This window comes from Homoserinimonas sp. (assembly GCF_056262345.1).
Genome location: NZ_JBACFR010000049.1, coordinates 24,227 through 36,131 on the forward strand (window position 1 = coordinate 24,227; position 11,905 = coordinate 36,131).

An 11,905-nucleotide genomic window follows, 5' to 3' on the forward strand; every position below is an offset into this window, starting at 1 on the left:
GGAGACTGGATGCCGCCGTTATCTAACCGTGACAATTTGCCATTGTTAGCGCGAATTGTGAGCGCTAACATTCTGGCATCTAGCACGTATTGGTACCCGGGTGTCGCCCGAACCACCACGACAGCGCGGGATCACTGAACAAAGGAGTTTAGGTTGATCAAGAAAATTACGGGCCTGGCGGCAACAGCGGCCTTGCTCATCGCACTCACTGGTTGCGCCGGAGGCGACTCGGGCAGCAGCGGAGAGGGCGACGACAACATCGTCGTCGGCTTCTCGCAGGTCGGCGCCGAGAGCGGCTGGCGCACCGCCAACACGACTGACATCAAGTCGGCCTTCGAAGACGCTGGCATCGAGCTCAAGTTCTCCGACGCCCAGCAAAAGCAGGAGAACCAGATCAAGGCCATCCGCAGCTTCATCCAGCAGCAGGTCGATGTCATCGCGTTCTCGCCCGTCGTTGAATCGGGCTGGGACACCGTGCTGAAAGAAGCGAAGGATGCTGGCATCCCCGTCGTCCTAACCGACAGGGCAGTCGACTCAGAAGACGAATCGCTCTACGTTTCGTTTCTCGGCTCCGACTTCATCCTCGAGGGAGAGCGCGCGGGAGACTGGGTGAACACGGAGTTCGCCGACACCGATCAGGTCAACATCGTGGAGCTGCAGGGCACGACGGGTGCTGCACCCGCCAACGACCGGGCAGAGGGATTCCGCAACGTTGTTACCGACCCCAAGTTCGAGATCATCGCGACGCAGACGGGCGACTTTACGCGCGCGGGCGGCAAGCAGGTCATGGAGGCGTTCCTCAAGTCAAACCCTGACATCGACCTGGTCTACGCGCACAACGATGACATGGGGCTTGGCGCCATCGAGGCGATCGAAGCCGCGGGCCTTGTGCCGGGCCAGGACATCAAGATCGTCACGGTCGATGCTGTCAAGGATGGCATGCAGGCGCTGGCCGACGGCAAGATCAACTTCATCGTCGAGTGCTCACCGCTGCTGGGAGCCCAGCTCGTTGAGATCGTGGAGAAGGTCGTCGCCGGCGAAGACGTGGAGAGCCGAATCATCACAGAGGAGACCACCTTCACGCAGGAGCAGGCGGTCGAGGCCCTGCCCGACCGCCAGTACTAGCACGACGGATGCGCCCGGCCATCGAGGTCGGGCGCATCCCACACCCACACGGTCTCAATGAGGAGAATCATGAGCGACACCCTCGCTGCCCCCGTTGTGGAGATGACCGACATCTCCATCAGCTTTCCCGGCGTCAAGGCCCTCGACTCCGTGAACTTTCGCATGTACCCCGGGGAGGTTCACTCCCTTATGGGAGAGAACGGCGCCGGCAAGTCCACCCTCATCAAGGCGCTGACCGGAGTCTATGAAATCGACTCCGGCACCATCCTGCTGGGCGGCCAGCCACTGAGCGTGACGGGCCCCGCGCAGGCCCAGGAGGCCGGCATCAGCACGGTGTACCAGGAGATCAACCTGCTCTCGAATCTGTCGGTTGCCGAGAACATCATGCTCGGGCGGGAGCACCGCCGCTTCGGCCTCATCGACTGGAAGTCCACCCGTCGGCACGCGGCAAAGGTGCTCGAGGGCCTCAGCCTCGACATCGACCCTGCCTCTCCCCTCAGCTCGCACTCGCTCGCCGTGCAGCAGCTCGTGGCCATCGCCAGGGCCATCGACATCAAGGCGAAGGTGCTTATTCTCGATGAGCCGACGTCGAGCCTCGACGCCGACGAGGTCGCGGAACTCTTTCGCATCATCCGCCGACTGAAGAACGACGGTGTTGCCGTGCTCTTCGTCAGCCACTTTCTCGACCAGGTGTATGAGATCGCCGACCGGCTGACGGTGCTCCGCAATGGCGCCCTCGTGGGCGAATACCGCACCGAGCAAATCCTGCGCATCGAGCTCGTGCACAAGATGATCGGCAAGGACATTGAGCTCCTGGAGAAGCTTGAGACGCGCACCAAGGCCAGCGCAGAGGCCGGCGTCCCGGCGACCGAGCCGTTCCTCGCCGCCGAGGGAATCGGGCGAAAGGGCTCGGTCGAGCCGACCTCGCTCTCTCTCCAACCCGGTGAGATCGTGGGTCTCGCCGGTCTGCTGGGCTCCGGCCGCACGGAGCTCGCCCGGCTCATCTCCGGCATCGACCGCGCCGAGACCGGAACCCTGCTGGTCGCGGGCCAGCAGCGGCGATTCCGCTCGCCCCGCGCCGCCCTCAAAGACCGCATCGCCTATTCAAGCGAGGACCGAAAGCACGAGGGCATCGTTGACGACCTGAGCGTGCGCGACAACATTGTGCTCGCGCTGCAGAGCGATCGCGGGTGGTTCCGGCAGATCCCCAAACGCCGGCAAGAAGAGCTCGCGACCAGCTATATCTCGGCGCTCGGCATCCGCCCCTCCGACCCCAACACGCTCGTGCGCAACCTCAGCGGCGGCAATCAGCAAAAGGTGCTGCTCGCGCGGTGGCTGGCGGTTGCACCGCGGTTGCTCGTTCTTGACGAACCGACCAGAGGCATCGATGTCGGTGCCAAGGCCGAGATTCAGCGGCTGATTGCGTACCTGGCAGAAGAGGGCATGTCGGTTCTCTTCATCTCGGCGGAGCTCGAGGAGGTTCTGCGGTTGAGCCACCGGGTCGCCGTCATGCGGGACCGGCGCAAGGTCGCCGACTTCGTCAACGACGACGTGACGGTGGGCGAAATCATGGCGCTCATCGCGAGCGGCTCAGACGACGATACGGATGCCCGCGAAGCTCCCGGCACCGCGAGCGCGGGCACCGAGTCTGGCACCACGAGCGTGAGGACAGGCGCATGAGCACCCAACAAGCCGTCGCTTCCCGCGCCGTTCGCAGCCGCCTCTTCTGGCCCGTGATCACCCTGATCGCCCTTTTCGCCCTCAACGTGATCGTCTCCCCCTCGTTCCTCTCTATTCGCGTGCACGACGGACACCTCTTCGGCAGCATCATTGACATCCTGCGCAACGGGTCACCAACCCTGCTCGTCGCTCTCGGCATGACGCTCGTGATCGCGACCCGAGGCATCGACCTCTCCGTCGGCGCGGTCGTGGCCATCTCGGGCGCCCTCGCGTGTTCGATCATCGCGGGCTCCCCCGACCCCGGCAGCGTCAACACCGTTCTGGTCGCCATCGGGGTGGCTCTCGCGTTCGCGCTCATTCTTGGAGTGTGGAACGGCCTACTCGTCTCGGTCTTCGGCATCCAACCGATCATCGCCACGCTCATCCTCATGACGGCGGGCCGCGGCATCGCGGTGCTCATCACCGAGGGTCAGATCATCACGGTCTCGGGCCCCGCCTACAAGGTCATCGGCGGCGGCTATTGGCTTGGCCTGCCCGCCTCAATCATCATCGCCGGCGTCATGTTCCTCATCGTGGGGCTGCTCACGCGGCGCACCGCGCTCGGCATGCTCATCGAATCGGTGGGCATTAACCCCACGGCCAGCCGCCTGGCTGGCGTGAGGGCGCGGAGCATCACCTGGACCGTCTACGTTTTCAGCGCATTCTGCGCTGGGGTCGCCGGCATCATGATCAGCACCAATGTCACGGCGGCCGACGCCAACAACGCTGGCCTCTGGATCGAGATGGATGCCATCCTGGCGGTCGTGATCGGCGGCACCTCCCTCATGGGCGGGCGCTATTCGCTCACCGGCACCCTCGTCGGCGCCTTCATCATCCAGACCCTCACGACGACGGTGTACACGGTCGGTATCGCGCCCGAGATCACGCTCGTCTTCAAAGCGCTTGTCGTGATCGCCGTCTGTCTTTTGCAATCTCCCGCACTGCAGGAGCGGCTGCGCAAGCGCAGGGCTACGACACCCACGACGGCAAAGGCGGCGGCATAATGACCACGACCCTCCCCCCGATCGCCCCGCTCTCCTCGCGCAGCAGGCTCGCTCGGTTCATCCCGTCGTCCCGGTACACGTCTGTTCTGGTCACCCTCGTGCTGCTTGTCGCCATGTTCGGGGTGGGTTCTGCGCGCTACCGGGGGTTCGCCTCCGGCCAGGTCGTGATGAACCTGTTCATCGACAACGCTTTTCTCATCGTGCTCGCGGTGGGCATGACCTTTGTGATTCTTACGGGAGGGATCGATCTCTCCGTCGGCGCCGTCGTCGCACTGTCGACCATGATGGCCGCGAGTCTGCTTCGGGACGGCTGGAACCCCGCGGCCGTCATCGTCGTCGTGCTCGTCGCTACCTCGGGGCTCGGCCTGCTGGTGGGCCTCGTGATTCACTACTTCGACATCCAACCCTTCATCGCAACGCTCGCCGCCATGTTCCTGGCCCGAGGCCTCTGCTACGTGATCAGCCTCGACTCCATCTCGATCACCAATCCGTTCTTCGTGAGCCTCGCGCAGACGCGAATACCGCTGGCCGACAGGCTCAGCATCACCCCCTCCGTGATCATCGCAGTGGTCGTCGTGGCCATCGCCTTTGTCGTGCTGCACTTCACCCGAACGGGCCGCACCGTCTATGCGATTGGCGATGGCGGCCAGTCCGCCCACCTCATGGGCTTGCCCGTCGTGCGCACCAAAGTGCTCGTCTATGTGATCAGCGGGTTCTGCTCCGGCATCGCCGGCATTCTCTTTAGCCTCTACACGCTCTCGGGCTACAGCCTCACGGCGGTCGGAATGGAACTCGATGCGATCGCCGCCGTCGTCATCGGCGGCACCCTGCTCACCGGGGGCTACGGGTTCGTTCTTGGCTCCCTGCTCGGGGTGCTTGTGCTTGGCGTGATCCAAACCATCATCAGCTTCGAGGGCACCCTCAGTTCGTGGTGGACGAGGATCGTGGTGGGCGGCCTGTTGCTGCTGTTCATCATCCTGCAGCGCCTCCTCACCGCGCGGCAGCGCTGAGCTCGTCGTTCGCGGCGATGCGCGGCCAGACCACGATGCACAGGCATAATTTGAGCAGGGCGGATTCAAGGGGCGTGCACGGTGAGTAGCGAGGACAAGGCGCGCGTCGCGAATATCTTCGACGTAGCGCGCCTCGCCGGGGTCTCGCATCAGACCGTTTCTCGGGTGGTGAACGACCTGCCCAATGTGCGCCCGGCCACGCGCAAACGGGTCGAGGATGCCATCCGCCAGCTTCGATACCGCCCCAGCACCAACGCCCGCGCCCTCGTGACCCGACGATCCCGCATGATCGGCGTCATCACGACGGGCAATCCCGATTACGGGCCATCGTCCACACTGCAGGCCTTCACCGAGGCGTCGCGCGGAGCCCGCTACAACGTGAGCATCTCGAGCATGCTCGAGGCCGACCCCGTGTCGATGCGAGCCGCTGTGGAGACCCTTCTGTCCCAGAGCATCGAGGCCATGGTTCTGATTGCCGCCCATCGCGGCGCCCTCGATTCGATTCAGGGGCTCGATATCGGAGTGCCCCTTGTCGCCGTGGACAGCAGTTCACGGCCCGGCTTCCACAGCGTTTCTATCGACCAGTTCCACGGTGCTCGTCTCGCCACGCAGCACCTCATCGACCTCGGGCACCGTTCCATAGTGCATCTGGCCGGGCCTAGTCATTCGATGGATGCCTCGGAACGGGAGCGCGGATGGCGCGCGGCCCTCTCGGCGGCCGGGCTCGTTGCGAGAGCTCCCCTCGAGGGTGACTGGAGCCCCCACAGCGGCTACCAACTTGGCAGCGCACTCGCGGCCGCTGGCGACTTCACGGCGATGGTCTGCGGCAACGACCAGATGGCGCTTGGCGCCATGTTCGCGCTGCGGGAGCGCGGCATCCGGGTGCCAGAGGACGTGAGCATCGTGGGGTTCGACGACATCCCCGAGAGCGCTTTCTTCACCCCTCCCCTCACGACGGTGCACCAGGATTTTGCCGGCCTGGGCAGCGACATCATGGCGCGGCTTCTCGACCTTCTGCACGAGGACGATGTGCCGGATGCTCTTCCGCAGCGGGTGCCGACTCTTGTCTCTCGCGAGTCGACAGCTCCGCCGCATCCGGCACCCGTGGCCGTCGCAGCCCCCCAGCTGCGACGGCCGTAGCCGGGGTCACTCGCCAGAGACCCCGACCCGGGTGTCTGCCGCCGGAGCCTCGGGGGCAGGCGGAGTGGTCGCACTACCCTGGGGAGCACCGGACTTTCCCGTGTCCTTGGGCTTGTCGTCACCCTTCGCCTTTTCCGCAACGGCCCACGACTTGGGTGTCGCCCGGCGCCCGCCGGAGCGACGCTTATTGAAGACGTCGAACGCCACGGCGAGCAGCAACACCATGCCCTTAATGAACTGCTGGTAGTCGGTACTGACGCCCATGAGCGACATTCCGTTGTTGAGCACACCCATGATCAGACCACCGGTTATGGCTCCCGTGACCGTACCGATGCCACCGGTGACCGCAGCGCCGCCGATAAAGGCCGCCGCGATCGCATCGAGCTCAAACAGGTTGCCAGCCCCGGGCCCGGCGGAGTTCAGTCGACCCGTGAAAACGAGTCCGGCGAGCGCGGCAAGCACACCCATGTTGACGAAGAGGTAAAAGTCGACCTTCTGCGTCTTGATGCCCGAGAGCTGGGCGGCGTGCAGGTTGCCCCCTCTCGCGTAGATGTGGCGACCGAACACGCTTCGGTTCATGACCGCGGTGTAGACCACCACGAGCACGCCGAGCACGAGGAGAACGATGGGGGTGCCGCGCGAACCCGGCGCAATGCCGAGCAGGTACGTGAGGCCGAGAACGAGCACGCCGGTGAAGGCGAGCTTGGCCACGAACCAGGCCAGCGGCTCGACCTCGAGGCCGTACTTGACGCGCGATATGCGGCCCTTGACCTGCGAGCTCACGAGCATGATGAGGGCGATGACGCCGAGCCCCACCGTGATCCACTCCGCCGCCGAAGCGCTTGCCGGAAACAGCTGGGGGAACACGTAGCCGCCGCCGAGTTGGCGGTATTCATTGGGGAACGGGGTGATGCGTTGGTTACCCAGCACAATCTGCGTTAGCCCGCGGAAGATGAGCATGCCGGCGAGCGTGACGATAAAGGCAGGGATGCCCACATAGGCAATCCAGAACCCTTGCCACGCCCCCACCAGGGCACCGATGAGCAGCGACGCGATGATCGCGACCCACCATGGAGTGCCCCACGATTGGATCATGATGCCGGATATGGCTCCGACGAAGGCAGCCACCGACCCGACCGACAGGTCGATATGGCCCGCGATGATCAGCATGACCATGCCAATCGCGAGAATCAGAATGTAGCTGTTCTGCACGATGATGTTCGACACGTTGCCCGCGGTGAGCAGTCGTCCATCCGTGAGCACCTGAAACAGCAACACGATCACGATCAACGCGATGAAAATGCCGATCTGGCGCATCCTGCTGGCCAAGAAGCCCAGCGAATCTCTCAGGGCGCTCATCTACTGCTCCTTCTCTTTCGTCATGTACTGCATGAGCGCTTCGGGCGTTGCGTCCGCGATGCTCATTTCGCCGGTGATGTGGCCCTCTGACAGCGCATAGATGCGATCGGAGATGCCCATGAGCTCAGGCAGCTCCGAGGAGATCACGATGACCGCCTTACCCTGCGCAGCGAGCCTGTTGATGATCGTGTAAATCTCGTACTTTGCCCCGACATCGATGCCTCGGGTCGGCTCATCGAGAATCAGCACGTCGGGGTCGGAGAACATCCACTTGGAGAGCACGACCTTCTGCTGGTTTCCGCCAGAAAGCTGACCCGTCACGGTGTTGACCGAGGGCGCCTTGATGTTCATGCTCTTGCGGTAGTCGGCGGCGACAACGTACTCCTCGTTGTCGTCGACCCACCCTCTCTTCGCCAGCTTGGTCAGCGCGGCCGCCGAGATGTTGCGCTTGATGTCCTCGATGAGGTTCAGGCCATAGCGCTTGCGGTCCTCCGTGGCATACGCAATACCGCTGGCGATCGCATCCGCAACCGTTTTGACCTTGACCTCGTCGCCGCGCACATACACGCGGCCGGAGATGCCCGACCCATAGGAGCGGCCGAAGATGCTCATGGCCAGCTCCGTGCGGCCAGCGCCCATGAGCCCTGCGATGCCGACAACCTCGCCAGCACGCGCCGTGAGGTTGGCGTTGTGAATGACGACCCTGTCGTGCTCTGTGGGGTGATGCACCGTCCAGTCCTCGACGCGAAAGATCTCCTCGCCGATCTTGGGGGTGCGGTCGGGGTAGCGGTGCTCAAGGTCTCGCCCCACCATCCCCTTGATGATGCGGTTCTCCGAAATCTCGTCGCTCTTCATATCGAGCGTCTCGATAGCGCGCCCATCCCGAATGATCGTGACCTTGTCGGCGATCGCCTTAATCTCATTGAGTTTGTGACTGATGATGATCGACGTGATCCCCTGGCCCTGAAGGTGCTTGATCAGGTCGAGCAGGTGAGCAGAATCCTCATCGTTGAGCGCCGCAGTCGGCTCGTCGAGAATGAGCAGCTTGACCTCTTTGGAGAGGGCCTTGGCGATCTCGACGAGCTGCTGCTTGCCGACACCGATATCCGTGATCTTGGTTGTGGGGTTGTCACTGAGGCCCACCCTGGCCAGCAGTTTTGCCGCCTCGAGGTTGGTTTTGTTCCAGTCGATGAAGCCACGGCGTTGAATCTCGTTGCCAAGAAAGATGTTCTCGGCAATCGAAAGAAAGGGGCTCAGGGCGAGCTCCTGGTGGATGATGACGATGCCGCTCTTCTCGCTGTCGCGAATGTCACGAAAGCTCACCGGCTCGTTCTCGAAGAGGATCTCCCCCTCATAGGTTCCATGCGGGTATACGCCCGAAAGCACCTTCATGAGCGTTGACTTGCCTGCACCGTTCTCCCCGCAGATCGCGTGGATCTCCCCGCGAGCCACGTTCAGACTCACATCCTGCAGCGCCTTCACGCCGGGGAAGGTCTTGGTGATGCTGCGCATCTCGAGAATGTTGGCGACCATTCCCTGCCTCAATTCGTTGTCGAAGTTGCGGATGTTCGGTGGGGCACCCGAGAGCGCCCCACCGAACGGGGTGTGGAGCTGTTAGAAGGTGCCCTTGTCGTAGTAGCCGCTCTCGATGAGCACCTTTTCGTAGTTATCAACCGTGACGATTGTGGACTCGAGCAGGAACGACGGCACAACCTTCTCGCCGTTGTCGTAGGTCTCCGTGTCGTTGACCTCAGGTTCCTCGTCATTGAGAACGGCGTCAACCATCTCCACGGCCTGCGCACCGAGAAGGCGCGTGTCCTTGAAGATCGTCGAGTACTGCTCGCCGGCGATGATGGACTTCACCGAGCCCTCTTCTGCATCCTGACCCGTAACGATGGGCAGGTCGCTTGCCGAGTAGCCGCCAGCGGTGAGTGCCGAGATGATGCCGATCGAGAGACCGTCGTACGGGGAGAGCACACCGTCGAGCTTGGTGCCGCCGATCACCGTGAGCAGGTCATCCATGCGGTCCTGGGCCGTTGCCGGGTCCCACCGCAGAATGGCGGCCTGCTCGAACTGGGTCTGACCAGAGGGGACGACGATGACGCCGCTCTCCATGTAGGGCTCGAGCACCGACATCGCACCGTTCCAGAAGAACGTGGCGTTATTGTCGTCGGGGCTGCCGCCAAAGAGTTCGACGTTGAATGGCCCCGTCGCGCCGGTCTCTGCGCCGCTCTCGTCGAGAAGGCCAAGGCCCGTCACGAGCGAGGTTGCCTGCTGCACGCCGACCTCGAAGTTGTCGAAGGTCGTGTAGTAGTCAACATGCTCAGACCCGTTGATCAGGCGGTCGTAGGCGATCACGGGGATCTCCTGGGCCGCTGCCTGATCCAGCACCTCCGTGAGCGCGGTGCCATCAATTGCGGCGATGACGAGCGCCTTAGCGCCTCCAGAGATCATGTTCTCCAGCTGCGAGAGCTGGGTCGAGATTTCGTCGTTGGCATACTGCAGGTCGACTTTGTACCCGAGTTCTTCGAGCGATGACTTCACGTTGTCGCCGTCGGCGATCCAGCGCTCGGAGGTCTGCGTCGGCATCGAAACGCCAACGATGGCGCCCTCGCTGTCTCCCTCTGCTCCTCCGCCTGTGCGGTCTCCCGAGCATCCTGCTAGTGCGAGAACGAGCGCGCTCGCGGCGGCGATGCCGGTGAGTAACTTCTTTGTTTTCACTGGGTGTTCCTTTTCTCTTGGGACTTCTCTTGGGCGTTCTCTTGGTCCCCGGAGGGGCACGACATCGCCGCGCCCCTCCGGGATGTGAGAGCGGGTCTTATTCGAGGTCGGACGCCTCGTAGTAGCCGCCCCCGATCAGGATTTCTTCGTAGTTGTCGAGCGTCACGACCTGCGATTCGAGCAGGAACGACGGCACGATCTTTTCTCCGTTGTCATACGTTTTCGTGTCGTTGACCTCGGGCTCCTCGTCGTTCAAAATGGCGTCCACCATTTCGACGGCCTGCGCACCGAGCAGGCGAGTGTCCTTGAATATCGTGGAGTACTGCTCTCCCGAGATGATCGCCTTGACACCTCCCACGTCGGCATCCTGGCCCGTGATCACGGGGATGTCGCCCGCATAGCCACCAGAGCTGAGCGCGGCGATGATGCCGGATGCGAGGCCATCATTGGGTGCGAGAACCGCGTCGAGCTTGGTGTCACCGATGATGGTGAGCAGGTTCTCCATGCGGTCCTGCGCGTTCTCGGCAAGCCACCCGGGGGTTGCCGCCTGCTCGAAGGCCGTCTGCCCGGAGGGCACGACTACGACGCCGCTCTTCATGTAGGGGTCGAGCACCGACATGGCGCCGTCCCAGAAGAACGTTGCGTTGTTGTCATCGGGGCTGCCGGCGAAGACCTCGATGTTGAAGGGCCCCACCTCTCCCGTGTCTGCTCCGCTCGCATCGAGCACGCCCAGCCCCGTGAGAAGCGAAGTGGCCTGCTGCACGCCGACCGCAAAGTTGTCGAAGGTCGTGTAATAGTCCACGTTCTCCGAACCGAGAATCAGCCGGTCATAGGCGATCACAGGGATGTCGGCATCTGCGGCCTGCTGCAGCACGCTCGTCAGCGTCGTCCCGTCGATCGAGGCAATGATGAGCGCCTTTGCGCCGCTCGTAATCATGTTCTCAAGCTGCGAGATCTGCGTCGCGATGTCGTCGTTGGCATATTGCAGGTCAACGTCGTAGCCGAGCTCTTCGAGCTCGCTCTGCACATTGTTTCCATCGGCAATCCACCGTTCCAACTGCTGACTGGGCATCGAAACGCCCACGAGGCCGCCTTCGGCATCATCGCCGGCGCCGCCCGAGCGATCTCCCGAGCATCCGGCGAGACCGAGCACGAGTGCACTCGCAGCGGCAACGCCGGCGAGGTACTTTCTCTTGTTCACAGTGCTTCCTTCCATGTGGTTGAGGTGGTGCGGGATGGTGCGGCTATAGGCCCTGGGAGAGTCGGTAGTACGCGGCGTTCCACCGCAGTTCGCGCTGAAAGTCTCGGAGCGTCGTGTGCTCGTCGATCACGAGAAGCTCGACGCCAGCGATCTCGGCAAAGTCGCGAAAGACATCGATGCCCACGGCGGTTGTCATAACCGTGTGGTGGGCTGCGCCGGCCGTGAGCCACGCAGCTGCGGAGGTCGCAAAGTCGGGCGCCGGTCTCCACAGTGCGTGGCCCACGGGAAGGTGTGGCATCGGTTCGTCGAGGGGCACGTTCTCGACGACATTCGCCACGAGTCTGAAGCGGTCCCGCATGTCACTCATCGCAACAACCACGGCGGGCCCGGGATCTGCGGTAAAGACGAGGCGCACCGGGTCTTCTCTGCCCCCGATGCCGAGGGGATGAATCTCCAGGCTCGGCGTCGACGTCGTCAGCGATGGGCTCACCTCGAGCATGTGAGCACCGAGGATCTTCTCGTCGCCCGGCACGAGGTTGTAGGTGTAGTCCTCCATCAGGCTCGCGCCGCCCGCAAGCCCCGCCCCCATCACATTGGCGGTGCGCACGAGGATCGCGGTCTTCCAA

At 63.3% G+C, this 11,905-nt stretch carries 9 protein-coding genes and 1 pseudogene; 5 read left to right on the forward strand and 5 right to left on the reverse strand.

All coding sequences use genetic code 11. The features are described 5' to 3' along the window. The first annotated feature begins 156 nt into the window (after nucleotides 1-156). From AC062T_RS02450 to AC062T_RS02470, 5 genes are all read left to right on the forward strand, one after another. Nucleotides 157-1,125 (forward strand): ABC transporter substrate-binding protein, encoded by a 969-nt coding sequence (locus AC062T_RS02450; RefSeq protein ID WP_476027085.1) that lies wholly within the window; start codon nucleotides 157-159, stop codon nucleotides 1,123-1,125. 69 nt (nucleotides 1,126-1,194) lie between these two features. After that, a complete protein-coding gene (locus tag AC062T_RS02455; RefSeq protein ID WP_476027067.1) occupies nucleotides 1,195-2,805 on the forward strand; it encodes a sugar ABC transporter ATP-binding protein in 1,611 nt (536 codons plus the stop codon). Next, on the forward strand, nucleotides 2,802-3,848 hold the full coding sequence (locus tag AC062T_RS02460; RefSeq protein ID WP_476027069.1) for an ABC transporter permease: 1,047 nt from the start codon (nucleotides 2,802-2,804) through the stop codon (nucleotides 3,846-3,848). Before AC062T_RS02455 ends, AC062T_RS02460 begins: the two co-directional genes overlap by 4 nt. Next, entirely contained in the window at nucleotides 3,848-4,858 is a 1,011-nt protein-coding gene (yjfF, locus tag AC062T_RS02465; RefSeq protein ID WP_108517684.1) for a galactofuranose ABC transporter, permease protein YjfF, read from the forward strand. Before AC062T_RS02460 ends, yjfF begins: the two co-directional genes overlap by 1 nt. 81 nt (nucleotides 4,859-4,939) lie before the next feature. Further along, nucleotides 4,940-5,998, forward strand: a complete 1,059-nt coding sequence (locus tag AC062T_RS02470; RefSeq protein ID WP_476027071.1) for a LacI family DNA-binding transcriptional regulator — start codon at nucleotides 4,940-4,942, stop codon at nucleotides 5,996-5,998. A gap of 6 nt (nucleotides 5,999-6,004) precedes the next feature. On the opposite strand, the gene mmsB is transcribed toward AC062T_RS02470, so the two are convergent. From mmsB to AC062T_RS02495, 5 genes and pseudogenes are all read right to left on the reverse strand, one after another. Continuing rightward, nucleotides 6,005-7,357, reverse strand: coding sequence for a multiple monosaccharide ABC transporter permease (gene mmsB, locus AC062T_RS02475; RefSeq protein ID WP_476027073.1), 1,353 nt, complete (start codon nucleotides 7,355-7,357; stop codon nucleotides 6,005-6,007). After that, complete coding sequence (mmsA, locus tag AC062T_RS02480; RefSeq protein ID WP_476027075.1) at nucleotides 7,358-8,890, reverse strand: multiple monosaccharide ABC transporter ATP-binding protein; 1,533 nt, start codon at nucleotides 8,888-8,890, stop codon at nucleotides 7,358-7,360. An 81-nt stretch (nucleotides 8,891-8,971) separates the two neighbouring features. Next, complete coding sequence (chvE, locus tag AC062T_RS02485) at nucleotides 8,972-10,078, reverse strand: multiple monosaccharide ABC transporter substrate-binding protein (RefSeq protein ID WP_476027077.1); 1,107 nt, start codon at nucleotides 10,076-10,078, stop codon at nucleotides 8,972-8,974. A gap of 97 nt (nucleotides 10,079-10,175) precedes the next feature. Beyond that, nucleotides 10,176-11,294: a multiple monosaccharide ABC transporter substrate-binding protein gene (gene chvE, locus AC062T_RS02490; RefSeq protein WP_476027079.1), complete on the reverse strand. Its 1,119-nt coding sequence runs from the start codon at nucleotides 11,292-11,294 to the stop codon at nucleotides 10,176-10,178. Between the two features lie 28 nt (nucleotides 11,295-11,322). Continuing rightward, a pseudogene (locus AC062T_RS02495) lies at nucleotides 11,323-11,905 on the reverse strand (L-arabinose isomerase); the annotation flags it as partial.

Coding starts and splice junctions, on each gene's coding strand:
- AC062T_RS02455 (WP_476027067.1), top strand. CDS start 1,195: ATGAGCGACACCCTCGCTGCCCCCGTTGTGGAGATGACCGACATCTCC.
- mmsB (WP_476027073.1), bottom strand. CDS start 7,357: ATGAGCGCCCTGAGAGATTCGCTGGGCTTCTTGGCCAGCAGGATGCGC.
- chvE (WP_476027079.1), bottom strand. CDS start 11,294: ATGGAAGGAAGCACTGTGAACAAGAGAAAGTACCTCGCCGGCGTTGCC.
- mmsA (WP_476027075.1), bottom strand. CDS start 8,890: ATGGTCGCCAACATTCTCGAGATGCGCAGCATCACCAAGACCTTCCCC.
- yjfF (WP_108517684.1), top strand. CDS start 3,848: ATGACCACGACCCTCCCCCCGATCGCCCCGCTCTCCTCGCGCAGCAGG.
- AC062T_RS02460 (WP_476027069.1), top strand. CDS start 2,802: ATGAGCACCCAACAAGCCGTCGCTTCCCGCGCCGTTCGCAGCCGCCTC.